This is a genomic window from Ruegeria sp. HKCCA5463 (assembly GCF_013034175.1).
Classification (GTDB): Bacteria; Pseudomonadota; Alphaproteobacteria; order Rhodobacterales; family Rhodobacteraceae; genus Ruegeria.
Genome location: NZ_WQFL01000003.1, coordinates 238,733 through 260,122, shown reverse-complemented (window position 1 = coordinate 260,122; position 21,390 = coordinate 238,733). Strand labels below are relative to the sequence as shown.

General features: G+C 59.3%; 27 protein-coding genes and 2 pseudogenes. 15 read left to right on the top strand and 14 right to left on the bottom strand.

Annotation, left to right across the window (positions count from 1 at the left end; genetic code table 11):
• Positions 1-156: 156 nt before the first annotated feature.
• From GOW09_RS09505 to GOW09_RS09480, 6 genes are read left to right on the top strand one after another with little or no spacing between them, the layout of a single operon-like run.
• Positions 157-2,130, top strand: coding sequence for a TonB-dependent receptor domain-containing protein (locus GOW09_RS09505; protein WP_254442719.1), 1,974 nt, complete (start codon positions 157-159; stop codon positions 2,128-2,130).
• Positions 2,131-2,152: 22 nt separating this feature from the next.
• Positions 2,153-2,599, top strand: coding sequence for a hypothetical protein (locus GOW09_RS09500; protein ID WP_174829384.1), 447 nt, complete (start codon positions 2,153-2,155; stop codon positions 2,597-2,599).
• A gap of 4 nt (positions 2,600-2,603) precedes the next feature.
• A complete protein-coding gene (locus tag GOW09_RS09495; protein WP_171117896.1) occupies positions 2,604-3,269 on the top strand; it encodes a MotA/TolQ/ExbB proton channel family protein in 666 nt (221 codons plus the stop codon).
• Positions 3,259-3,630 (top strand): biopolymer transporter ExbD, encoded by a 372-nt coding sequence (locus GOW09_RS09490; protein WP_171117684.1) that lies wholly within the window; start codon positions 3,259-3,261, stop codon positions 3,628-3,630. Before GOW09_RS09495 ends, GOW09_RS09490 begins: the two co-directional genes overlap by 11 nt.
• Entirely contained in the window at positions 3,627-4,022 is a 396-nt protein-coding gene (locus GOW09_RS09485; RefSeq protein WP_171117680.1) for a biopolymer transporter ExbD, read from the top strand. The genes GOW09_RS09490 and GOW09_RS09485 overlap by 4 nt, the downstream gene beginning before the upstream one ends.
• Positions 4,019-4,759, top strand: a complete 741-nt coding sequence (locus tag GOW09_RS09480) for an energy transducer TonB (RefSeq protein ID WP_171117678.1) — start codon at positions 4,019-4,021, stop codon at positions 4,757-4,759. The genes GOW09_RS09485 and GOW09_RS09480 overlap by 4 nt, the downstream gene beginning before the upstream one ends.
• Positions 4,760-4,898: 139 nt before the next feature.
• Here the strand turns inward: GOW09_RS09480 and GOW09_RS09475 are convergent, their stop codons facing one another.
• The 6 genes and pseudogenes from GOW09_RS09475 to GOW09_RS09450 all read right to left on the bottom strand — a co-directional run bounded on the left by GOW09_RS09475 (position 4,899) and on the right by GOW09_RS09450 (position 8,230).
• Positions 4,899-5,117 (bottom strand): DDE-type integrase/transposase/recombinase, encoded by a 219-nt coding sequence (locus tag GOW09_RS09475; protein ID WP_367397115.1) that lies wholly within the window; start codon positions 5,115-5,117, stop codon positions 4,899-4,901.
• 21 nt (positions 5,118-5,138) lie between these two features.
• A pseudogene (locus GOW09_RS09470) lies at positions 5,139-5,661 on the bottom strand (IS6 family transposase); the annotation flags it as partial.
• Between the two features lie 319 nt (positions 5,662-5,980).
• Entirely contained in the window at positions 5,981-6,706 is a 726-nt protein-coding gene (locus GOW09_RS09465; protein ID WP_171117676.1) for a LysR substrate-binding domain-containing protein, read from the bottom strand.
• Positions 6,707-7,098: 392 nt separating this feature from the next.
• Positions 7,099-7,221 (bottom strand): annotated as a pseudogene (locus tag GOW09_RS09460) (ATP-binding protein); the annotation flags it as partial.
• A gap of 477 nt (positions 7,222-7,698) precedes the next feature.
• Positions 7,699-7,962: a DUF2312 domain-containing protein gene (locus GOW09_RS09455; RefSeq protein ID WP_152457363.1), complete on the bottom strand. Its 264-nt coding sequence runs from the start codon at positions 7,960-7,962 to the stop codon at positions 7,699-7,701.
• A 79-nt stretch (positions 7,963-8,041) separates the two neighbouring features.
• Positions 8,042-8,230, bottom strand: coding sequence for a hypothetical protein (locus GOW09_RS09450; RefSeq protein WP_171117673.1), 189 nt, complete (start codon positions 8,228-8,230; stop codon positions 8,042-8,044).
• A 160-nt stretch (positions 8,231-8,390) separates the two neighbouring features.
• On the opposite strand from GOW09_RS09450, the gene GOW09_RS09445 reads away from it, so the two are divergent.
• Positions 8,391-8,609 (top strand): hypothetical protein, encoded by a 219-nt coding sequence (locus GOW09_RS09445; protein WP_171117671.1) that lies wholly within the window; start codon positions 8,391-8,393, stop codon positions 8,607-8,609.
• A gap of 9 nt (positions 8,610-8,618) precedes the next feature.
• On the opposite strand, the gene GOW09_RS09440 is transcribed toward GOW09_RS09445, so the two are convergent.
• Positions 8,619-8,834: a hypothetical protein gene (locus tag GOW09_RS09440; RefSeq protein ID WP_152457361.1), complete on the bottom strand. Its 216-nt coding sequence runs from the start codon at positions 8,832-8,834 to the stop codon at positions 8,619-8,621.
• A 243-nt stretch (positions 8,835-9,077) separates the two neighbouring features.
• Between GOW09_RS09440 and GOW09_RS09435 the strand changes: the two genes are divergently transcribed.
• From GOW09_RS09435 to GOW09_RS09420, 4 genes are read left to right on the top strand one after another with little or no spacing between them, the layout of a single operon-like run.
• Complete coding sequence (locus tag GOW09_RS09435; RefSeq protein WP_171117668.1) at positions 9,078-9,941, top strand: MBL fold metallo-hydrolase; 864 nt, start codon at positions 9,078-9,080, stop codon at positions 9,939-9,941.
• 35 nt (positions 9,942-9,976) lie between these two features.
• Complete coding sequence (locus GOW09_RS09430; RefSeq protein WP_171117666.1) at positions 9,977-10,405, top strand: YeeE/YedE family protein; 429 nt, start codon at positions 9,977-9,979, stop codon at positions 10,403-10,405.
• The gene (locus GOW09_RS09425; protein ID WP_171117664.1) at positions 10,405-10,836 is read left to right on the top strand and encodes a DUF6691 family protein; all 432 of its coding nucleotides are present in this window, start codon (positions 10,405-10,407) and stop codon (positions 10,834-10,836) included. The genes GOW09_RS09430 and GOW09_RS09425 overlap by 1 nt, the downstream gene beginning before the upstream one ends.
• A 9-nt stretch (positions 10,837-10,845) precedes the next feature.
• Positions 10,846-11,277, top strand: a complete 432-nt coding sequence (locus tag GOW09_RS09420) for a TIGR01244 family sulfur transferase (protein ID WP_171117662.1) — start codon at positions 10,846-10,848, stop codon at positions 11,275-11,277.
• 3 nt (positions 11,278-11,280) lie between these two features.
• On the opposite strand, the gene GOW09_RS09415 is transcribed toward GOW09_RS09420, so the two are convergent.
• The 5 genes from GOW09_RS09415 to GOW09_RS09395 all read right to left on the bottom strand — a co-directional run bounded on the left by GOW09_RS09415 (position 11,281) and on the right by GOW09_RS09395 (position 17,197).
• The gene (locus tag GOW09_RS09415; RefSeq protein WP_171117660.1) at positions 11,281-12,384 is read right to left on the bottom strand and encodes a FliM/FliN family flagellar motor switch protein; all 1,104 of its coding nucleotides are present in this window, start codon (positions 12,382-12,384) and stop codon (positions 11,281-11,283) included.
• Positions 12,385-12,462: 78 nt separating this feature from the next.
• The gene (locus tag GOW09_RS09410; RefSeq protein ID WP_171117658.1) at positions 12,463-15,141 is read right to left on the bottom strand and encodes a sensor histidine kinase; all 2,679 of its coding nucleotides are present in this window, start codon (positions 15,139-15,141) and stop codon (positions 12,463-12,465) included.
• Entirely contained in the window at positions 15,141-15,449 is a 309-nt protein-coding gene (locus tag GOW09_RS09405; RefSeq protein WP_253282543.1) for a hypothetical protein, read from the bottom strand. The genes GOW09_RS09410 and GOW09_RS09405 overlap by 1 nt, the downstream gene beginning before the upstream one ends.
• Positions 15,446-15,826, bottom strand: coding sequence for a response regulator transcription factor (locus tag GOW09_RS09400; RefSeq protein ID WP_171117656.1), 381 nt, complete (start codon positions 15,824-15,826; stop codon positions 15,446-15,448). Before GOW09_RS09400 ends, GOW09_RS09405 begins: the two co-directional genes overlap by 4 nt.
• Positions 15,827-15,904: 78 nt before the next feature.
• Positions 15,905-17,197 (bottom strand): helix-turn-helix domain-containing protein, encoded by a 1,293-nt coding sequence (locus GOW09_RS09395; RefSeq protein ID WP_171117654.1) that lies wholly within the window; start codon positions 17,195-17,197, stop codon positions 15,905-15,907.
• Positions 17,198-17,386: 189 nt separating this feature from the next.
• On the opposite strand from GOW09_RS09395, the gene GOW09_RS09390 reads away from it, so the two are divergent.
• From GOW09_RS09390 to aat, 4 genes are all read left to right on the top strand, one after another.
• Positions 17,387-17,923 carry a LuxR C-terminal-related transcriptional regulator gene (locus GOW09_RS09390; protein ID WP_152457352.1) on the top strand — a complete coding sequence of 179 codons (537 nt, stop codon included), beginning with the start codon at positions 17,387-17,389 and terminating at the stop codon, positions 17,921-17,923.
• Positions 17,924-18,074: 151 nt separating this feature from the next.
• Positions 18,075-18,575 (top strand): acetyl-CoA carboxylase biotin carboxyl carrier protein, encoded by a 501-nt coding sequence (gene accB / locus GOW09_RS09385; protein ID WP_152457351.1) that lies wholly within the window; start codon positions 18,075-18,077, stop codon positions 18,573-18,575.
• Between the two features lie 9 nt (positions 18,576-18,584).
• Positions 18,585-19,934 carry an acetyl-CoA carboxylase biotin carboxylase subunit gene (accC, locus tag GOW09_RS09380; RefSeq protein WP_171117652.1) on the top strand — a complete coding sequence of 450 codons (1,350 nt, stop codon included), beginning with the start codon at positions 18,585-18,587 and terminating at the stop codon, positions 19,932-19,934.
• Between the two features lie 48 nt (positions 19,935-19,982).
• Entirely contained in the window at positions 19,983-20,615 is a 633-nt protein-coding gene (gene aat / locus GOW09_RS09375; RefSeq protein WP_174829383.1) for a leucyl/phenylalanyl-tRNA--protein transferase, read from the top strand.
• Here aat and GOW09_RS09370 read toward each other — a convergent pair.
• Both GOW09_RS09370 and mlaD read right to left on the bottom strand, forming a co-directional pair.
• Positions 20,570-20,938, bottom strand: a complete 369-nt coding sequence (locus GOW09_RS09370) for a DUF2155 domain-containing protein (protein ID WP_171117650.1) — start codon at positions 20,936-20,938, stop codon at positions 20,570-20,572. The two genes, aat and GOW09_RS09370, sit on opposite strands and share 46 nt — an antisense overlap.
• Entirely contained in the window at positions 20,935-21,387 is a 453-nt protein-coding gene (gene mlaD, locus GOW09_RS09365; RefSeq protein ID WP_170345068.1) for an outer membrane lipid asymmetry maintenance protein MlaD, read from the bottom strand. Before mlaD ends, GOW09_RS09370 begins: the two co-directional genes overlap by 4 nt.
• Positions 21,388-21,390 lie beyond the last annotated feature (3 nt).

The window sequence follows — 21,390 nt, the reverse complement described above, 5'->3', positions numbered from 1 at the left end:
CGCCGCGAAAAGGCGATTCCAAAAAACAGCAAAAAAAACGACCAGCGCCAGCGACCTGCAAGCATCTCCGGTCCTCACACTTGTGTCGAAGGGACAGAAATGCGTGCGCGTACTCATATTGCAGGCCTGCTTGGGACTGCCTCTTGCCTTGGTTTGATGGCGTCCATGGTTTGGGCGCAGGAACAGGATGACGGGTTCCTCGGGACCCTGGAGCTGGGCGAAAGCAAACGCGAGATCCAGACCGGCACATCCGTTCCGGTCACGAATATCGACCAGGAAGAGATCGATGACCGTCAGGCCAACACGGTGGCCGAGCTGATCGATTCGGTTCCCGGCGTCACCCTGGTGAACGGCTCGACCCCGCAAGGATCGGGCATCAATATCCGCGGATACGGGGCCAACGGCACCTTCGGCACCGATCAGAAGGTTCTGATCCTGGTCGACGGCGCCACCACCGGCGCGGAAGAGCTGTACCGGATCGGCAACCAGCTGTTCACTGATCCGCAACTGTACAAAAGCGTCTCGGTCATCCGCGGCACGGTGGGGTCCTTCGAATACGGCTCGGGCGTCGTCGGCGGCGTGGTTCAGCTGGAAACCAAGGACGCGTCCGACTTTACCGGCGGCGAGCCGGGGTTCCGCTTCCGCCAGACGCTCGAGGGGTATTCCAACGGCAGCGGCTTCGCCTCGTCGTCGATCCTGGCGTGGCAACCCAACCGGCAGACCGAATTCCTGTTCAACTACACCTATCGCGACCAGGACGATCAGAAGGACGGGAACGGCGACACGATCGGCAACAGCGCCTTCACCCTGCCTTCGCTGCTGGCCAAGGGGAAATACAGCTTTGGCGACAATCTTGAACATTCGATCACCGCGTCCTGGAACCAGTCCACCTCGGAAGAGCGCGACGTGCCCTATGATTCCTTCGGCACGACGGCGGGCGCCTTCGGCAACGTGGACCGCGACATCGAAACCCGGATCGCCGTTCTGCGCTATCAGTACCGGCCGGCCGGCAACGATCTGGTCGATCTGGACGTCAATCTCAGCTATTCCGAGCAGTCCATCGACAGCAGCTATGTGCCCGGTTCGTCCAGCCGGGAAGGAACGCCCTTCTTCCCCGGCATCCGGGCGCTGGCCGATGCCACGCACAATTACGAAACCACCAAGCTGACGATCAAGAACAGCGCGTATTTCCAGACCGGGGCGGCGTCGCATGATCTGCGGTTCGGGGTGGAATTCATCGACCGCGAGCGGCTGGATGCCCCATCGGCGCCGGGTGGCACCGACCGCCGCATCGCGCTGTTTGCCGTCGACGACATCCAGTTCAGCGACCAGCTGACCGTGACGCCCGCGCTGCGTTACGAAACGCAAGACATCAAAGGCAACAGCGACGCGGTCGCGCCCTTCAACGGCAGATATGACAACGACGCGCTGATGGGCGGCCTGTCAGCCCGTTATGAATTCGCCAGCGGCTTCGCGGTGTTCGCGGGCGGGGCCTATACCGAAAGCCTGCCGATCATCGACGATCTGGGCACACCGCTCTACATGACCCAGCCCGAGAAATCCCGCACCTGGGAGGCCGGCTTTTCCTATGACCGCGGCGACATCTTCGCCGCCGGCGACGTCCTGCGCGCCAAGGTCAATGTCTACAGCACCGATCTGTGGGACATCACCTCGTACGTGTCGGGCAGGCCGTCACGGCCCCTGTCCAAGGTCGAAACCGAGGGCGTCGAGATCGAAGCCTCCTATGCCCATGCCACGGGCTTCTACGTCGATTTCAACGCCAATATCGTCAGCGCCACCGAATTCAACGCGGCGGGCATCGGATCGCCGTGGCGCAATGAACCCACGGATTCTGCGCGGATCACCCTGGGCAAGCGGTTCGGCGAAACCCTGGATGTCAGCTGGGAGATCTTCGGCGCCAAGTCGGGGCTCGATTCCTCGGGCGATCCGGTGGGCGGGTACGGGGTGAACACCCTGCGCACGACCTATCTGCCGCAAGAAGGCGCACTGGCCGGGTTCGAACTGCGCGCCGGGATCGAGAACATCTTTGACAAGGCCTATCAGCCGAACCTGTCGACCCGCAATTCGCCGGGCCGGAATTTCAAGCTGACCCTGGCCAAGACCTTCTGAACCCACACGGAAAGGACCCGTCATGACAAAAGCCGTGCATCACCTTGTTCGGGCGGTCCTGCTGGCCCTGCCCCCCATCGCGGGGGCGGGGTTGGCCAGTGCCGAGAACACGCAGCGAGCGGGCGGCGTCACGATCGAGCTCAGCTCGGCCGTGGACCAAGATCAGGGCTGCCTGCTGAGCTTCGTGGTCGAAAACGCCCATCCCGCGGATATCGGCGGCGCCGTCTATGAAACGGTGCTGTTCGGCGCGCAAGGCGAAGTGGCCCTGCTGACGCTGCTGGGTTTCCAGGACCTGCCCGCCGGGCGGCCCCGCGTGCGCCAGTTCAAATTCACCGGCCTTGCCTGCAATCAGATCAGCCGGATCCTGATCAACGGGGTGCAGGACTGCGCCTATCCCGGTGATCTGGCCGATGCCTGCCTGTCCGGCCTGACGCTGCGCAGCCGCCTTGAAACCGAGTTGATTGGATGATCCGATGGATGCGTTTCTGCAAAGACTGACCGCAATTCTGGACCTGGGCGGCCCGGTCGTGGCGGTGCTGATCGCGACCTCTGTCGCGACCATGGCGCTGATCCTCTACAAGCTGTGGCAATACAAGGCCGCCGGGGTCGGGCGGCATGTCGAGCTGTCGCTGGCCATCGAAGCCTGGGACCGCAACGACCGGGCAACCGCGCGCGCGCATCTGGACCGAAGCCGCAGCTATCTGGCGCCGGTGGTCGCCATGGCGCTGGACGGGCACGGGCCGGAACTGATGGACCGCGCCGATGCCGAGGCCGAGGCGCGCTTTGCCGGGCTGGAACGCGGGCTGAACGCGCTGGACATGGTCTCGCAGCTTGCGCCGCTGCTGGGGCTGTTCGGCACCGTGCTGGGCATGATCGAGGCCTTCCGCACCCTTCAGGAGGCCGGCAACGCGGTGGATCCGGCGCTGCTGGCCGGCGGCATCTGGGTTGCGTTGATGACGACCGCCGCGGGGCTGGCCGTGGCCATGCCCACCTCGCTTGTCCTGACCTGGTTCGAGGCGCGCATGACCCGCGAACGGGTCTTTACCAACCGCGCCCTGCGCACGGTGTTTGCCCCCGGCCACGCCGCCGCGCCACGTCCGGCCATTCCGTCCTCCGAGGCGCTGGCACATGGCGCTTGAAACCCGCAAAAGGCGGCACCGGCGCTTGTCGATGACATCCTTGATCGATGTCATCTTTCTGCTGCTGCTGTTTTTCATGCTCACCTCGACCTTCTCGAAATACGCCGAGATCGAACTGACCACCGCCGCGGCGGGCGGGTCGCAGGCCCAGCGGCCCATCCGGTTCATCAAGCTGGAGCGCGACCGCATCCTGATCGACGGCACCGAAGTCGCGCCCGACGCGGTCGCCGCACGGTTCGACGGCCGAACCGACCAGCTGGCCTTGATCAGCCTGGGCGGCGGGGCGACCTCGCAGCAGTTGATCGACTTGCTGACCGCGCTGGAACCCGTGTCTCGGCTCAGCACGCAGGTCATCGGATGATCCGGCTGACCCCGAAAACGAAACCCGGCCGCGAGCCGACGATCGCCCTGATCAACGTGGTCTTTCTGATGCTGGTCTTCTTCATGATCGCAGGCACGCTGGCGCCGCCTCTGGACGAGTCGGTGCAACTGGTGCGGACGGCGGATCTTGAAGGGCGCGAGCCCCCGGATGCGCTGGTCATCCGCGCCGACGGCGTGCTGGAATATCGCGGGGCCGAGCTGACGGATGTGGCGGCCTATGTCGAGCGCGCCTCGATCGACCTGCCATTGGATACCGTGCGGCTGGTGCCCGACCGGGCCTTGCCGGCAGTGCGGCTGAAAGAGGTCAGCGATGCCCTACGTACCTTGGGCGCCAACCGGGTCTTCGTCGTGACCGAGCGGGGCCTGCCATGATCCCGCAATCCCGCATCATGGCCGCCGCGCTGGTCGTGCTGGCCGCCGCGACCCACGCCGCCGCCCTGTTCGAATTCGACACGGACGAGGCGGTTTTCGTCGAAGGCGGTGGCACGGTTGCCCCTGCGGCGCTGGGGTCCTCGTTCCGGGATTACGCGGCTGGAACCATGGCCCCGCCCCCGGCGGCCGCGCAGCAGTCACCCGTTGCCCCGGCCCGGACCGCGCCAGAGGCCCCGGCCGACCGTGCGCGCGCGCAGCCGGCCACCAGGTTGCAGGCGCAGGCCCCGGCCCGGCGGCAGAGCGCCCATACGCCGACCCTGCAAAAACCCCAGCCGCAGCAGGCCCGACCCCCAAAGCCGCCCACCCCGACCGGCAATGCCGCAGTCAGCCGCAAAAAGGGCAGCGCCACCGGCAAAGCGGCGACGGGGGCGGCCTCGGCGAAACGGACGAACCGCGCCGCGCAGGAGCAGGGAAATGCCGAGGCCAGCACTTATGCCGGTCTGGTCAAGCGCAAGATCCTGCGGGCGAGGCGCAAAAGCGTGAACATCCAAGGCTCGGTTCGGGTGGCCTTTCGCATCGCCGACAGCGGCGCGCTGGCCTCGGTCAGCGTTGCCCGCAGCTCGGGCTCGTCCCGGCTGGATCAGGTCGCACTGGCACAGGTCCGGGCCGCCGCGCCCTTCCCGCCGCCGCCGGCCTCGGTGCGGCGCGCCTATACCGTGGAAATCGTCAGTAAATAGCCGACCCCTTGCGCGAACCGGGATTTATCGCAACTTCCCATTTTTCGCGCGGACGTTTCCTTGGGACTGTTGCATTGTTTTGAGGGGTTTTGTTGCAATGATTTAAGCCCATTGAGTTGTTTCAGCAATCGCTCGCGCGTCAGGTGGCGAGCTCAACGAACTGCTGAAATGGGCAGAGGCCGGGCGTGAGTTGGCCCTTGCGGACCATGTGCGACACTTCGATTCCGTCAAGCGTTGTCGCCGCTGAAGCGAGGGCCTTGAACCCTAGCATCGGTCGCGTGCGTCTCTTGATGAAGCGATGGTCCTGTTCCACAATGTTATTTAAAGGCTTTGTCGCATTCTTTTTTAAAGTCGGAATGCGGCTCGAAACTAGCTGTGTTTAGTTGGCTAGTTCCGCAAATTGCTTGCACGGACAGATTCCGAGTCCGAACTGACCCTTTCGGATCATCTTCGCACTTCAATCCCACCAAGCGTAGCGGAAGCAGATACAAACGATTTGAAGCCGAGCATTGGTCGGATCCGGCGTTTGATAAATCTGTGATCTTGCTCAATAATGTTGTTTAGGAATTTCCACCTCTCCATCTCGATTGGGATCGGACAACCAAAGCCCTTCAACATCTGTTGACGGCTTTGATACCGGCGGTGTTAGCACCGCTTTTGTCTATCACTATCTTTCTTGGGAGCCCGTTTACCTCAAGCGCACGTGCGAAGAACTTCGTTGCTGCAGCTTTGTTCCGCCGTTTGGACAGCATGAAATCAAGAGTCTTACCGTGTTTGTCGACTGCGCGATACAAGTAGACCCATTCCCCTTTGCCGCGCACGTAGGTTTCGTCCATCCGCCAGGATCGATCGCAGCAACGCTTCTTTCGACGCGTCCGGTCGGCGACCAGAGGTGCGTATCGGTTCCAGTGGTCTTGCCGGCGTCAGTTAGTCAACTCAGCGAAATGTGTGATAAGACAAAACAGAACTCTAAAGTGATCAAGCTTGCTGCTTAGCAACTCACTCTGGAGTCAGCAAATCGGCAAACTTGTCGCGCGCAACTGACCGGAAAATGGTTCCTATAATTTCTATAGTGCGTTTGTGCGCTGAACGTTTTCTCCAGACCAAGCCAACGGACCTTGTGAAACGGTCCTTGCGAAACGATAGGACAGAAACATCGCCGGTGTCCGGGGAAACCTCGGAACGAACATATAGAGCAGGCAGAAAGCAGACACCCATGTTTCACGCAGTCATTTGCCGTAAGGCATCAAGACTTGTACCTTCGTAGTCTTGCCGTGGATTGGCACCCAATTCCTCGCACAGAGCGACAATCTGATTGTGCAACACATAAGTCGACGTCAAAGCAAGGACGTCTTGCCCGGCCAAGTCCGCATCTTGGGCTTCAGACTTGCTCGACAGCGCATGATCTTTTGCGACGGTCAGCTTTAGTGGCTCCCGGAATAGGCGCTCTACCTCCAAGTCGGCTGATCGTACCGGAAGCTGTGTGAGGATTAGATCGTGCTGACCGCGAAGAAGCTCTTCTTGCAGAACCAGCGGTGCTGCATCTCGAACGATCAACTTAAGTGAAGGAAAAGACGTATGTAGGTGCCGCATAACATACGGGAGGAAATAGGGACCCAATGTGGGAGATGTTCCTAACCGGATGGTGCCACTGACACCGGCGCTGGCATCTCGCGCCAAGTCCTTAAGCGTTTCCGCTTCCTCAAGCACCCGTCGCGCCTGCGCCAGAACTTCCCGACCATTTGGGGTCAGGATTGCTCCCCGCTGACCACGCTCGACTAATTGGACACCGAGCACGGCTTCCAAACCGGCGATCTGTTGACTAAGCGAAGGCTGGCTGATGCCAAGGCGTTCAGCCGCACGCCGATAGTGTCGCGCTTCGGTCAACGCGACAAAGTATGCCAACTGCTTCAAAGTCACATCACTACCCACGATGCCAGCCTCCAATGGATAGGTTTTTCCTATTTAAATTTAAATTATGATCACCTTTTTAGAATTTCTATCCACCCGATATTCAAAAAGTAACTGCTGATAGAGCGGGTTCGCCAGTCAGCCCAATACAAGCGCCGCTAAAATAGGAGACAAAGATGCCCCGAAATAACCGTGTCAAAGCCTTTTCGTTGAAAGCCCGCCTGGCCGAGCTGCGCATCAAAAACATGGAAGTCAAAAAGTGTCAACGGCGGCGTAAAAACCTGCCATGGGGCGGAGCAAAAGTCGTCCACTGATTGGGTGACCGGCGCCTTGGCAAACGGGCTCCGATAAAGCTGGCGGTTGCCAAGGCGTCTTGGTCCGCCAGGACCAATCTTTTCTGTGTTTTAGGAATTCTGCCGAGCCCTGCTCTATGCCAGGCGATAGCTTTCTCCGTTCATCTCCAGAATGCTGACATGGTGGGTCAGCCGGTCGAGCAAGGCACCAGTGAGACGCTCGGGTCCGAATGTTTCCGTCCATTCCTCGAGCGGAAGGCTCTTGAAGAAGAACACAAGATTTTCGTCAAACCGCACCTTGCTTCGGGTGAAAAACCAACTCGAACAACCGGCAGACCGAGGTCTCAATATGTAGGGCAGTTGCATCTTTCAATTTTGGAAGAAGATGAGGCTTGGTTCAAAAAGACGGCACAGGCCAACGACATTCAGTACGGAAAATTCTTCACTTACTTGCGCAAGGTGTTCGAACAACACGGTTGAGGCGACCCTGCGCGAAGAACAGGTAGCGTCACCAGTTTAACGCATTGTGCGGAGGCGCAATTTCTGACGGGCATTGAAACCAAATACCCGTTGTTCTTTTTCAAGGATAACCGCACTGCCACCTAGGGCTGCGATATTTGAGGTCTTCGCCCTAGGAGGCAGTGCTCTGTTCCAATCCGTGGCCAGCGTTTTTCTTGGCTCCAAAAGACATCGCTGTTGGCAGCTGGTTGAAACGCTGTTCCCAATGAACCGGCCTTAGTTCATGCCCAAGGCTTCTTTGTACATCTCGATGACAGCCTCTTGCTCGGCAATATCATCCTTATCTCTTTTTCTGAGAGAAATGATGCTGCGAAGAGCCTTCACGTCGTAGCCGCGCGATTTACTCTCTGCGTACACTTCCTTTATTTGATCCGCGATGTCTTTCTTTTCCAATTCCAGGCGCTCGATACGCTCAACAAATTGGCGCAACTCCCCAGAGGTGACCTTGTAACTTGCTTCTGCTTCTTCCGACATGCTCATCCAATTCTTCCCAATTCTGGATCATCACCGCTAAGAGAATACAGTTCATACCACCTGTATTCGCCTCAAGCTTTGGTTGCTACACACAAAACAGTTTTCGAGAGGCAGAAGCAACGACGTGCCCGAGCCGCAGCCATGGCTTCTTTCCGTTGTTCCACCAGGTTGTATTCACCGCATCCAGCCCCTCAAACCGTTCGATGAACTGGCACGGCTCATCGGCAGTCACGCGACAGTTGGGGGCAGCCTGATCTTTGATGATGCCTTCCATACGCGTCCGTCCCAAGGGCTGAAATCTGATGCAGGAAGCCGGATACAATGCCGCCGCCCGGGTCGCAAGCACCCAATCCCACACAATCCCCAAGCGCACTTGTACGGAGTGATCCGATCCGGTAAGCGCGGGGGTAGTTCACGAAGAGATGTAGGGCACCATGTTCGAGTTCATCACTTGGGGCGGCGCAGCCCTTTCTCTGACCGGCCTCGCCGGCCTGATCTGGTGTATTCTTCGCGTGATGAAAGCGCGCAAGGCGGGTCTGTCAGACGACGAACTGCGCGCGACCGTTCAGGGCGTTTTGCCCTGGAACTTGGCGTCTTTGTTCCTGTCCGTCCTTGGATTGATGCTGGTCATCCTCGGGATATCCTTTGGATGACCACTTGTTTCAAATCGGCAAGTTGTCGAACTGCGCTTCCATAGCGTCTTCACACAGGGCTGCATCCAGACGCCGTAGGCGGGACGGCACCTGCATCCCCTGCTGTCGCATACGGTCGACAACCTTGCTCACACTCGGCTGAAGCGCCAAACGCGTATCAAGGCACGCATTTCTGAGCTCTTGTTCAAGCCGTTCTGCTTCGGAATAAAGACTTGTCGATGTCATAATACCCTCCCAAGTGTCGCCAGTATCCCAGATATAGGTAACGGGAATAAGACCCGCTGATATTAACCTGAAATTGTGCGGGATATTGCCCAACACATTCGCGTTTTCGGCAATCCGGCGCGGATGGGCTAAAGTTTAAGCTGTTTTTATCGTGAATGCCTTGACGCGCATCAAACACAGGTTCGATGTTGCATCACATTCCATTTTACATATATGATAATGACAACCGATACGGAGGAAATCATGACACCCGCAGTGAAAGCGTTTTTTGACGATCAAACCTTCACGGTGTCCTACGTTGTTCATGAACCGCAAGGGCGTGCCTGCGCCATCATCGACAGTGTTCTGGATTTCGATCATGCTTCGGGGCGCACAGAGACAAAATCGGCTGACGCAATCATCGGCTTTGTGCGCGCGCACGATCTAAAGGTCGAATGGATTCTGGAAAGCCACGTTCACGCCGATCACCTGTCTGCGGCCCCCTACCTGCAACAGGAACTGGGCGGCAAAATCGGAATTGGCGCTCAGATCGTCACCGTGCAGGACACGTTCGGCAAAGTCTTCAATGAAGGAACCGAGTTCCAGCGCGATGGCAGCCAGTTCGACGCCTTGTTCTCGGAGGGGGACAGTTTTCACATTGGGCAGATGCGCGGCGATGTACTTCATACCCCGGGCCATACCCCGGCCTGCTTGACCTATGTGATAGGCGACGCCGCCTTTGTGGGCGACACGCTGTTCATGCCGGATTTCGGCACGGCGCGCTGCGATTTTCCCGGAGGCTCCTCAGCCACACTGTTTGAATCGATCCAGAAAATCCTGTCGCTGCCGGACGAAACGCGCATCTTTGTCGGGCACGACTACAAAGCGCCGGGCCGAGATGAATACGCCTGGGAGACGACGGTAGGTGAACAGAAAGCGCTGAACGTCCATATCGGACAAGGACGCAGCATCGAAGAATTCGTGGAAATGCGTGACGCAAGGGACGCCACCCTTGCCATGCCGCGCCTGATCCTGCCCTCTTTGCAGGTCAACATGCGGGCGGGGCAAATGCCGCCCGCCGATGAGCAAGGCGATGTATTCCTGAAGCTGCCGGTGAACAAAATCTGACGCAAGTCAAGTCAATCAAAAAAGGATAATCCCACATGAACATCGAGTGGATCTGGGGGCTGTGCGGTGGCCTGCTGATTGGCCTGGGCGGAGCCGTGTACCTGCTTGGAAATGGCAGGATCATGGGTGCAAGCGGCATTTTGGGTGGCCTTGTCGACGGTGAGGCCCGCGACACCAAAGCCGAACGCCTGGCCTTCATCGCCGGGTTGATCGGTATGCCGCTTCTGCTACGGCCACTGATCGCCCCCGAGGCCCAAACGCATCTCACCAGCAATCTGGGCCTTGTTGTTGTGGCCGGGCTTCTGGTCGGTGTGGGAGCGCGTATCGCCAATGGCTGCACGTCGGGTCACGGGGTCTGTGGCATCTCGCGATTTTCTCTGCGCGGCATCGTGGCCACCGTATTCTATATCCTTGCCGGCGGAATGACTCTCGTCCTGCTGCGCCATGTTTGGGGGTTGATCTGATGCGCCTTTTGATTGCTTTGCTCGCAGGATCCCTGTTCGGTGCCGGATTGTTGGTTTCGGGCATGACGGACACGACCAAGGTTCAGGGCTGGCTGGATGTTTTCGGAAACTGGGACCCGACCCTAGCCTTTGTGATGGGCGGCGCCATCCTGCCGATGCTTGTGGCCTGGAGGCTGACCTCTGGGTGCAAGGCCTTGACCGGAGGCGATTTTCCACCTCCTCCGAGGTCCGAGGTTGATCGCAGGCTCATCATTGGTTCCGTCCTGTTCGGAATGGGCTGGGGCTTGGCCGGGCTTTGCCCGGGACCGGCGATGGCCTCGCTGACATATGGTGGTTTGGGTGGCCTAGTCTTCCTGATTGCGATGGTTGCAGGCATGTTCATCGCGCCAACGCTGGGGGCGCAACTGGACAGAGCCGCAAACGCGGCCTAAGGATTTGGCATGGAGATTCGACCGATCACGCCCCGCTATGCTGTCTCACCGCAGATCACTGTAGAAGACGTCCCGGCAATTGCCGAGGCAGGCTTCGTCAAGGTGATCTGCAACCGGCCCGATGTTGAGGTTCCCGCGATCATGCAATCCGACGCGATCGGTGAAGCCGTCCGTGCGGCAGGCATGGAATACGAGGTGTTGGAACTGACTCACCAGACCATGACGCCCGAGATTGCAAAGCAGCAGCGTGACCTGGCAGAAAGCTGCGATGGCCCGGTTCTGGCTTATTGCGCCTCGGGCACTCGGTGTTCGGTGGTCTGGGCCCTTGGTCAATGCGACCGCATGAGCACGGACGACATTCTGGCTGCCACGACAAATGCCGGGTATCAACTGGAAAACCTGCGCCCTGCCCTGGAACACTTCCGCAGCAAGGCAGGCTAGACCCTATTCCGTGCTGGGATTCGTGTCGGCCGCGTCAAGGCCAGCCAGTTGCGAAATCTCTGCGACCATCCGTTCGGAATCGTTCAGTGACAGATCGTGGTCCATCAGGTCCAAACCCGCGTCCTCTATTGCCGGAGGCATGACATCCACCGCGCCGGAAACCGGTTCGACCAGGTCATCGTGCGGCTGCATTCTCCCTCGGCTTTCGATGAACCCCTGCGCTTCGTCCCCCGACAAGGCGGGCAGGGTCGAATGTTCGTTCAACCGAACGGCGCGCAACCCACCACATTGACCAAGGCGGCCAATGCCCGTTGGCTTTCGGTCGATGGTCAATATCTCAGTTCTGTCCAGGCGCGCGCCGCGCAATGGCAAGACACATCCAGGTTGAATCTCTGACAGATCGGACAGTGGCAGCGACATCCGGCACAAGACGGCGTTCAGTTCCGCCCGAACAACACCCGATGCCTGCTCAAGCCGGGGACCGGCCGGGTCCGTGCCCTCCTCTGCCTTTTCCGGCGTGGCAGGATGCTCTGGAAGAAAGATCGAGATCTGTCCCTGCTGCGCCCCGCCGGCCAGATCAACCGTCAGATCGAAGACGCGGTATTCATCTTCAGTCATGGCCAACGACAAGCCGCGCGAATCTTTCGTACGTGCCGCGAACTCGTATCCCGTCAGGCAGACCTGCTCGGCCGCGGCGTCTATTGAGCCGGCGGTCAAGGTCAGAGCGGTTTCGATAAATGGCGCCACCATGGCGGCGTCCGTATCCGTAAAGGCCCTTGGGTCAGGATCACCGGGCAGTACTTCACCGATGGTCTGGGTTTGCACAATGGCGGACACCATATGCGGGCTCAGGCAAATCCCTGCGCGCCCCTCGGGCCCGTCAAACACCAACATCAGCCAATCCTGAGCGACTGATTCCACCATGTCATCCTGCGTGCGGCTGGCCTGTTTTGCCCCGATGACAGCCAAGGGAAGGTTCAATCGATCACTTGCCGCCCGCGCAAACCCCAAACGCAGCGCCCGCAGAACCGAACGCGGGCGATCGCCCAGATCTTTTCGTCCAACAGACAGTTTGCGCGCCAAAGCAGCGCTGACGGTTTGTGACATGGCGCCCGATCACCAGTTGTTTCAATAACTGGCTATTGGTTTACCCTGCCGAGCGTTACGAAGTTCTTTATGGCCGTGTCATTGCGCGGCCTGCTGGAAAGCCAAAGGCAAGCTGACCCGGAACGCCGCGCCGCCCTGCCCGGGCAAATAGGTGATCTCACCGCCCAACCGTTGCATGATCTCACGGCAAATGGCCAAACCCAGACCCGCGCCCCCCGCCTTGTCGACCCCGACACGGGCAAATTTTTCGAACACCATCGAACGCGCGCCCGGTGGAATGCCGCTGCCGTTGTCGATGAAATCTATGATGACCCTGCCGCCGACGTCGTGGGCTGAAATGACCAATACCGGATCTTCCGCGTCACAGTATTTCTGCGCGTTCGAGATCAGATTGATGAACACCTGCCCCAACCGGTCCAGATCCGTATGCAGGCGCATTCGCTCTGCCGTAAGAGTCCGCCGGACCATGATTTTCCGCTCTGCTCCGGCCAGTGCGCTGGACACCGCCCGGTCCAGAACCGAACGCAAACTGTCATCGCTGAGGTTCAGATTGACCTGCCCGTTTTCCAGCACGCTTAAGTCCAGCAGATCGTCGAGAAGCCGGGTCAGGCGCAAGGCCTCATCGTGAATGATTGCGGCATAGCGGGTCTGCTCCTCTCGGCTCAGGCCCTCTGTATCCCGCATGATCTCGGAAAACGCTCGGATCGAGGTCATCGGCGTTCGCAACTCGTGACTGACCTGGCTGAGGAAGCTGTCTTTTTGCTCGGAAATCTGCGTCAGTTTGGTGTTTGCTTCACGCAGCTGGCGCGCCGTGCGGGACAATTCGGACGACTTCTCTTCCAACTTCCCCGAATACTCCAAAAGCTGGGCCGATTCATCCGCCACCGCCAGCAGATCTTCTACGGAAACTGAAGACCCACCGACGATTTGCGCAATCATCGCATGCGCCGTGGCGGTGCCGACCGACCCGCTCAACTCTCGCTCCAGCCGGTTCAGGAAACCCGGGGTCGGTTCCGGCATATGCGACCGGCCGCCCTGTTTTTCAGCCTCTGCCTGAAAGAACTCCTGCGCCGGGGCGGCGCCCAGAATACGCTGTGTCATGATCATCAGGTCTTCGCTTTGCGCCACCGAGCCGGACCAGCCACCGGGTGAAACCGAGTGATCGAAAACATTGACGAACTGCGCCCCCTGCAAACGCTCCAGAGGGCTGGGAAAGCTCAGAAGGGACGCTATGCAAAAGGCAATGGTGTTCAGGGACAGGGACCACATCACGGTATGGACCATCGGATCGATCCCTTCGATCCCGAACAGGGCATGAGGACGCAACCAGGCAAGGCCGAACAGCCCATTCTGCATGACGGCTTCCGGCATCCACGGCGCGCCCATACCTGGCAACAACAGCGTATATATCCAAAGTGCGAAACCCACGCTCAACCCGACCAGCGCCCCTGTCCGGGTTGCTCCGCGCCAGAACAATCCCCCGACCAAAGCTGGCAGAATCTGTGAAATTCCGGCAAAGGCAATCAATCCGATCGAGGCCAGTGCCGCACCCCCACCGGACAACCGATAATAAAAGTATCCCAACGCCATGATCACGGCGATGGACACGCGGCGCGCAACCAGAACGATGCTGCGCACATCGCCCGAGACCGAGCCCGTACCCTCATGCGTGTTCAACCAAATGGGCATGACCACATGATTCGAAACCATCGTCGACAAGGCCATTGCGCTGACGATGACCATCGACGTTGCGGACGAAAACCCGCCGATAAAGGACAGCATGGCCAACCAGTCATTGCCCTGCGACAGCGGCACCGTCAGCACGAACAGGTCGGGATTGGCCCCCTCTGGCAACAGATCCAGACCAACGACGGCAATTGGCACGACAAAAAGGCTCATCAAAAGCAGATAGAGCGGAAACGCCCAGGCGGCGGTTCGCAGATGGCTTTCGTCATCATTTTCGACCACCATCACCTGAAACATGCGCGGCAGGCAGATAAAGGCCGCGGCGGACAGGAATATGAAAGTCGTCCAGCGCCCGGCGTCGACGTTCCACTGTCCGATTTCCGAGGCATCTATCCGCTCCATCATCGGGCCAACGCCACCGGCAATGCCCCACACCACGAAAACGCCCACGGCGATAAGAGCAAACAGTTTGACAACGGCCTCCACGGCGATGGCGGTGACCACACCGTGGTGACGCTCGTTCACGTCCAGGTTGCGCGTGCCGAAAAGAATTGCGAACACGGCAAGCCCCGCTGCCATCCAGAATACGCTGGACCCTTCGCGATACAGACCCGATGGATCGGCTTCGGCGAAAATCGAAAAGGACAGGGTGATCGATTGCAACTGGAGCGCGATGTAGGGTGTCCCGCCAAGCACGGCAAGAACGGTCACACACACGGCAAGCGTGTTCGACTTGCCATAGCGCGATGACAACAGGTCCGCGATCGAGGTCACCCGCTGACTGCGCCCGACCCTCACCAGTTTGCGCAGTCCCCACCACCAACTGACCATCACCAGGGTTGGGCCAAGGTAAATCGTTACAAACTCCAACCCGGACCGCGCGGCATTGCCCACCGCACCATAGAACGTCCATGCCGTGCAATAGATCGACAGCGACAAGGTATAGATCAGGGGCGAGCGCAGCCACTTGCCCCGCCCTGCCGCAGCCATCCGGTCAGCGGCGAAAGCCACGGCGAACAAGAAGATGACATAGCCAAGGCAGACCAGGATCAGCGTGTTAATGGTTGCCATCACTCAGCGTCCGCGTCTTGATCCTCGCGCACGCCCAAACGGCGGGCGGCAATTCCAAAAACCAACCCAACCACGATCAGAGCGCCCCAGCAGATAAAGATGTAATACATTGCCGAAGACAAGGGGACAGCCTCGCCCTTGCCGGGCTGATCGGGCCACAGCAACGGAAGCGCCAGCAGAGCCGCCCCCAAGAACGGCAGCAGCCGCGCCGCATCCGCCAGCCTACGTCGGCGATAGCTTTGACGTTCGAGAAAAAGCGAGGGGCGTGCGCCCTGTGGTGCGCCCTTTTTGCCCTCGCCAGACATCATATTCGCGTCGACTGCGCGTGAAGATCGCGCACAGCCGTCAGAACTTCTGCATTGGAAAACGGTTTGGTCATGAAACGGCTTACACCAGCGTTTTCCGCCATTTCCCTGTCGCGCGATTGACCGCGCGCCGTCAGCATCAAAACCGGCAAACCTGCCAGCTCTTCCATCTCTCGGATGTCCCGCAGGATATCCATGCCGCTCTTGCCCGGCAGCATGACGTCCAGAATGACCAGATCGGGCTGTGCCCTCTGAATCACCTGAACCGCATCCGTGCCATCGCCATGCGTGTCCACCTGCCATCCCTCGCGGGTCAGCAGAAACCGGATTGCCTCGGCAATGTTCGGCTCGTCCTCGATCAACAGAACCTTACGGCTCATATTTTCAGTTCCTCCCCAAGACCGTTCCTCCATCCTCAGATCGGTCCCCGCCAGATTAAGCCTTCTGTCGGGAAAGTGTCAAAAGCCTTCGCTCAAAATCGACGGTTCGCGGCGGGCCTTGCAAGCATTGCTGGGACAGACGCGGCAGTTCGGCCCGACTTGCGTGACCGGAGCGTCACCTGCCGCCTCGTTGCCCGAACGGACCAGCATAACCGAGCGATAAACGGGATCCTGATCATACCCCAATACCGCATAAGGCCAAGCATAGGCGAAACATTCGAATTCAGCCGGGGTCCGCCCCAACTGGACAACCTGCTTGCGCACCGGAACAAGTGGGCGGCTCAAAGCCGTGAACAACGGCCACAGCGGGCAAACCTCACCATGCCGCGCCAAAGCAAAGCCCGGGATCGGCTTGATGAACAATACGCTGCCGGATGCATCGCACAGCACCATGCCAACCGGCTGCGGCAACACGTCATCGGGTATGAACGCCAATCGACGCAGAACGGCGGCGACGTCCACGGAAAAGCGATAAGCCAACGCGATGGGATCCGTGTCGCCTTTTTGCAGACTTGATCGAAGAGCATCCAGCGGCAAAGCGATTGCATCATCGCGATACATCTTCAGAACTTCACGCGCCACAGTTCGGGCAGCCGACGTGTTGAGACCGCTCAGATCAACGGCATCCACGTCCTCGCCCTGTTCCAATTCCGGAAAACTGTACCTGCGGGTTTCGAAGAACGCTTCGACCTCTTCAAGCGGAACACCGCGCGGATCAATTGACGAGTCGCTTTCGTCCAGAAAGGTTACAAGTGCCTTTGAACTGCCGGCCAGCCGCTCTGCATCCTGGTGCAGGTTTTTGTGAAACCGCTCTCGCCACTCTGCCTCGATGTCCTCTGTGTCTGCAAGAATTGCCGCTGTTGAACGAATCGCCGCCGCCGTTGACAGCACTTCGTGCATTGATGCCGCAAGATGCGGGTCATGAGTCAGCCGGTCCGACAATATCTCGACATTCCGCTCAAGCGAAACAACCCGGCGGTGCATCTGCGCAAGAACTCCGGCCCATCCGGGAAAGCGCCCGGCAAATTCCTCCAGCCCGTCCACTTCGGCCTGCTGCCCGACGGCGTCATCCGCCGCCTCCCGCAGGGCCGACACAAGGGTTGCCTCGATCCCCTGTGTCAGGACAGAGGGTTCGACGGAAAGCGCAGACGCTATATCCACCAGCAATTTGCCACCGATCCGGCGGCGGTTATGTTCGATCAGATTCAAGTAAGACGCGGATATCCCGGCAAGGCGGGCAAGTTCTGCCTGCCGAAGCCCGGCAATCTGCCGTCTTTCCCGAATACGGCTTCCCGTCAACATATCACGCATGATCGTATTCTCCTGACCAGGCTTCAGCCTCTTTTTTCAGAACATATCATGTGTTTCGCTGGCTTACCGAGAGATTTTCAAAACAAATTTACAACCTTAACAAAAGCGGCAGCCGCCAATGCGCATCACTGGCCACAAGAAACCGCATCTCCCCTTCAATTCCGCGTGGTTTCCCGGCACGATAAGCGGATGAGTGACCCCGCCTTTGAATACGCACCGATCGGGCTTGTTGAGCTGGAAAACCGGATCATCAGACGCTGCAATCTGCAATTCGCCCGCACTTTCGGCGGGGAAGAGGCCGATTACCGCAACATGCCGCTGTTGCATCTCTATCCCTCGGTCGCGGATTGGGAGAGGATCGGGGAACGCAGCCTGCAAGTGATGCGAGACACCGGGTATTATACGGATGAGCGCGTCATGCGGCGGCGCAATGGCGATCTGTTCTGGTGCCGCGCACGTGGCCGCTCTTTGACGCCCGATGACCCGTTCCGCCATGGAATCTGGAGCTTTTCCGACATCTCGGAAGAACGTCCCCTTGTCGAATTGACCGTTCGAGAACGCGAAGTGGCGATCCTGTCCTGCCGTGGCCTGTCCGCCAAGGAAATCGGTGCCGAACTGGGCCTGAGTTACCGCACAATCGAAGCCTATCGCGCCCGACTGCTTGAGAAATTCGGCGCCCGCAAACTGTCTGAGCTTGTCGCCAAATTGTCAGGGATGCCTCTGTAACCTTTCCGCCCCTTTAAATTATACGGGATTCCCGCCTGTGATGGTGCGAGTCGGCGCTTTTCATGCACCGCCGCTTAGCCTATAACCCTGCGTAATTTGATCAGAGCCCGCAAGAAACAGACGGGCCAAAGGGGAACCGTCGAGGACACTCATGACAGACACCAAACACGAAGCGGATGTGGCATTCATCAAGGCTCTGGCCGAGTTGCTGCGTGACAATGACCTGACCGAATTGCAGGTCAAGCGCGAATATGGCGAGGAGGACAGCCTGAACGTGCGCGTAAGCCGCATGACACAGGCCGCAGCCGCACCAGTTCAGGTTGCCGTCCCTGCGGCAGCACCAGCTCCTGCCGCTGCTGCTGCGGCTGCGCCTGCCGTGGCCGAAGCCCCTGCTGCTCAGGAAGATCCGGCCAGCCACCCTGGCGCCGTGACCTCTCCCATGGTTGGAACCGTCTACATGCAGCCCGAGCCCGGCGCGCCCGCGTTTATCTCGGTCGGCGCTTCCGTGTCCGAAGGCGACACGCTGCTGATCGTCGAAGCGATGAAGACCATGAACCACATCCACGCCCCCAAATCGGGCACGATCAAGCGTGTTCTGGTCGGCGATGGCGACGCTGTGGAATTCGGCACACCTCTGGTCATCATCGAGTAAGGCGGGCCCATGTTCGACAAGATCCTGATTGCCAACCGAGGCGAGATCGCCCTGCGCGTCATCCGCGCCGCCCGCGAGATGGGGATTAAGACGGTAGCCGTCCACTCCACCGCGGACAGCGACGCAATGCATGTGCGCATGGCGGACGAATCGGTCTGCATCGGCCCCCCGCCCAGCCCCCAGAGTTACCTGTCCGTGCCCGCGATCATTTCGGCCTGTGAAATCACCGGTGCGCAGGCGATCCACCCTGGCTATGGCTTCCTGTCCGAGAATGCCGAGTTCGTGCAGATCGTCGAAGATCACGGCATCACGTTCATCGGCCCCACTGCGGAACACATCCGCGTCATGGGCGACAAGATCACGGCCAAGGACACGATGAAGGCGCTGGGCGTGCCTTGCGTGCCGGGATCAGACGGCGGTGTGCCGGATCTTGCGACGGCCAAGAAGATCGGTGAGGAATTCGGCTATCCGGTCATCATCAAGGCTACCGCAGGCGGCGGCGGTCGCGGCATGAAGGTTGCGATGAACGCTGACGAAATGGAAAGCGCCTTCATGACTGCGCGGGCCGAGGGCAAGGCCGCCTTTGGCAATGACGAAGTCTATATCGAGAAATACCTGACCACGCCGCGCCATATCGAAATTCAGGTGTTTGGCGACGGTAAAGGCAAGGCTGTTCATCTGGGCGAACGGGATTGTTCGCTTCAGCGGCGCCACCAGAAGGTGTTCGAAGAGGCCCCCGGCCCCTGCATCACACCCGAAGAACGCGCCAGGATCGGCAAGATCTGCGCGGATGCGGTCGCGAAAATCAACTATATCGGTGCCGGCACCATCGAGTTCCTCTACGAAAATGGCGAGTTCTATTTCATCGAAATGAACACCCGCCTTCAGGTGGAACATCCGGTCACCGAAGGTATCTTTGGCGTCGATCTGGTGCGCGAACAAATCCTTGTCGCAGCGGGTGAACCGATGTCGTTCGGTCAGGACGATCTGGAAATCAACGGCCACGCCATCGAGGTTCGGATCAACGCCGAAAAGCTGCCGAATTTCTCGCCCTGCCCCGGCAAGATCACCGCGTACCACGCGCCGGGGGGCCTTGGCGTTCGAATGGACTCGGCTCTCTATGACGGGTATTCGATTCCACCCTATTATGACTCTCTGATCGCCAAGCTGATCGTGCAGGGCCGTGACCGGGCCGAAGCGCTGGCCCGACTGGAACGCGCACTGGGGGAATTGATTGTCGACGGTATCGATACCACGGTCCCTCTGTTCCACGCACTGTTGCAGGAACCCGATCTGCGCAGCGGCGACTACAACATCCACTGGCTGGAGCGCTGGCTTGCGGAGAACATGGAACAATAGTCACCAAGGACCGGAGGGCCCCTGCCCTCCGGTTGCCTCATACCTGACATGAGCCTGTCCCCCGAACTTTTGTTGCATGGCTATTCCATCGGTATCTTTCCGATGGCCGAGCATCGCGATGACCCCGAGCTGTTTTGGGTCGATCCCAAGTTTCGCGGCGTCTTTCCACTGGACGGATTCCACATTTCCCGAAGCCTGGCGCGCCGTATCCGAAACTGCGGGTTCGATATCTCGATCGACCAGGACTTTTCCGGCGTCGTCGACGGGTGTGCCGACAGGGCAGATACCTGGATCAACGCCGAACTTCATGACCTGTACCGTCAGTTGCACCAAACCGGGCATGCGCATTCACTGGAAGTCTGGGAAGACACCGTTCTGGTGGGCGGCGTCTATGGCGTGACCCTGGGCGCAGCATTTTTCGGCGAAAGCATGTTTTCAAGACGCAAAGACGCCTCGAAAATCGCCCTCGCCTATCTTGTGGACCGCCTGCGGCAAACCGGCTTCCGCCTGTTTGACACGCAGTTTCTGACCGCGCATCTGGCATCTTTGGGCGCAATCGAAATTCCGCGCAGCGCCTACAAGAAAGAGCTGGAAGAGGCCTTGAACCACAGCGCCGATTTCTCGGCACCGCTGAATCAGTCGGCGGCAGGTGTGATACACCGTATGACCCAAACGTCATAACGCGCGTGATCCAGCGCGTTCAACGCGGGGGAGGTTGCGATCATCCAACCGTCAAACAGCTGATCGGCCTTTCCGCTCTCCCAGATGGTCAGATAGGCGAACGCGTCACCCGTTGGATTGTCAACGGGAAAACGGCAATCTCCCAAGGCAACATCCAGCCCAAAAACCGCTGCCGTCTCGCCGGTTTTCAATTCAACATCGACAGTCTGGCCGTTCACCTTGTCGAGGCCCCGCAACATTGCCCCGGGTCCAGATTGAACTTTCTGCTGCGCAGCCGCACCAGTGGCGGCCAGCAACAAGGCAAGAAACGCGGCGCGTATCATTCGCTGCCGTCTCCGGCTACGAACTTGACCAGAAGAGAAATCAGGCTGACCGCGCCCTGCGTATCCTCGATCTCATCGCCGGGATCAAAGTAGAATGGCGACCCACCGGGCATCACCTCGACGAAATTGCCCCCCAGCAGACCTTCTGAGGAAATGACAATGGCACTGTCGTCCGGCACCAGAATCCCGTCCGCAATCGTGAAAGTCGTGTCTGCGCGGTAGGTTTCAGGGTTCAGGGTGACGCCCGTTACGGTTCCGATCTTGACGCCGGCAAGGCGCACATCCGTGCCGACACCCACACCCTCCAGAGATCTGAAAGACGCGCCCAGTTCGTATCCAGCAGCCCCTTGCGACAAGCCCGTCGATTGGCTGGCATAGACACCAAATGCCACAGCACCGGCCAAAACGACGCCGCCGACAAGAACTTCGGTCCAGTTATGGGTCGACATTAT

Excerpts from the sequence above, each read along its gene's own strand:
- GOW09_RS09500 (WP_174829384.1), top strand. The coding sequence starts at position 2,153 with ATGACAAAAGCCGTGCATCACCTTGTTCGGGCGGTCCTGCTGGCCCTG.
- GOW09_RS09505 (WP_254442719.1), top strand. The coding sequence starts at position 157 with ATGGCGTCCATGGTTTGGGCGCAGGAACAGGATGACGGGTTCCTCGGG.
- aat (WP_174829383.1), top strand. The coding sequence starts at position 19,983 with ATGAGCCTGTCCCCCGAACTTTTGTTGCATGGCTATTCCATCGGTATC.
- GOW09_RS09420 (WP_171117662.1), top strand. The coding sequence starts at position 10,846 with ATGGAGATTCGACCGATCACGCCCCGCTATGCTGTCTCACCGCAGATC.
- GOW09_RS09410 (WP_171117658.1), bottom strand. The coding sequence starts at position 15,141 with ATGGCAACCATTAACACGCTGATCCTGGTCTGCCTTGGCTATGTCATC.
- GOW09_RS09450 (WP_171117673.1), bottom strand. The coding sequence starts at position 8,230 with ATGGAAGGCATCATCAAAGATCAGGCTGCCCCCAACTGTCGCGTGACT.
- GOW09_RS09485 (WP_171117680.1), top strand. The coding sequence starts at position 3,627 with ATGATCCGGCTGACCCCGAAAACGAAACCCGGCCGCGAGCCGACGATC.
- GOW09_RS09480 (WP_171117678.1), top strand. The coding sequence starts at position 4,019 with ATGATCCCGCAATCCCGCATCATGGCCGCCGCGCTGGTCGTGCTGGCC.
- GOW09_RS09405 (WP_253282543.1), bottom strand. The coding sequence starts at position 15,449 with ATGATGTCTGGCGAGGGCAAAAAGGGCGCACCACAGGGCGCACGCCCC.
- GOW09_RS09415 (WP_171117660.1), bottom strand. The coding sequence starts at position 12,384 with ATGTCACAAACCGTCAGCGCTGCTTTGGCGCGCAAACTGTCTGTTGGA.
- GOW09_RS09440 (WP_152457361.1), bottom strand. The coding sequence starts at position 8,834 with ATGACATCGACAAGTCTTTATTCCGAAGCAGAACGGCTTGAACAAGAG.
- GOW09_RS09445 (WP_171117671.1), top strand. The coding sequence starts at position 8,391 with ATGTTCGAGTTCATCACTTGGGGCGGCGCAGCCCTTTCTCTGACCGGC.
- GOW09_RS09425 (WP_171117664.1), top strand. The coding sequence starts at position 10,405 with ATGCGCCTTTTGATTGCTTTGCTCGCAGGATCCCTGTTCGGTGCCGGA.
- GOW09_RS09495 (WP_171117896.1), top strand. The coding sequence starts at position 2,604 with ATGGATGCGTTTCTGCAAAGACTGACCGCAATTCTGGACCTGGGCGGC.
- GOW09_RS09370 (WP_171117650.1), bottom strand. The coding sequence starts at position 20,938 with ATGATACGCGCCGCGTTTCTTGCCTTGTTGCTGGCCGCCACTGGTGCG.
- accB (WP_152457351.1), top strand. The coding sequence starts at position 18,075 with ATGACAGACACCAAACACGAAGCGGATGTGGCATTCATCAAGGCTCTG.
- GOW09_RS09395 (WP_171117654.1), bottom strand. The coding sequence starts at position 17,197 with ATGCGTGATATGTTGACGGGAAGCCGTATTCGGGAAAGACGGCAGATT.
- mlaD (WP_170345068.1), bottom strand. The coding sequence starts at position 21,387 with ATGTCGACCCATAACTGGACCGAAGTTCTTGTCGGCGGCGTCGTTTTG.
- GOW09_RS09435 (WP_171117668.1), top strand. The coding sequence starts at position 9,078 with ATGACACCCGCAGTGAAAGCGTTTTTTGACGATCAAACCTTCACGGTG.
- GOW09_RS09455 (WP_152457363.1), bottom strand. The coding sequence starts at position 7,962 with ATGAGCATGTCGGAAGAAGCAGAAGCAAGTTACAAGGTCACCTCTGGG.
- accC (WP_171117652.1), top strand. The coding sequence starts at position 18,585 with ATGTTCGACAAGATCCTGATTGCCAACCGAGGCGAGATCGCCCTGCGC.
- GOW09_RS09390 (WP_152457352.1), top strand. The coding sequence starts at position 17,387 with ATGAGTGACCCCGCCTTTGAATACGCACCGATCGGGCTTGTTGAGCTG.
- GOW09_RS09430 (WP_171117666.1), top strand. The coding sequence starts at position 9,977 with ATGAACATCGAGTGGATCTGGGGGCTGTGCGGTGGCCTGCTGATTGGC.
- GOW09_RS09400 (WP_171117656.1), bottom strand. The coding sequence starts at position 15,826 with ATGAGCCGTAAGGTTCTGTTGATCGAGGACGAGCCGAACATTGCCGAG.
- GOW09_RS09490 (WP_171117684.1), top strand. The coding sequence starts at position 3,259 with ATGGCGCTTGAAACCCGCAAAAGGCGGCACCGGCGCTTGTCGATGACA.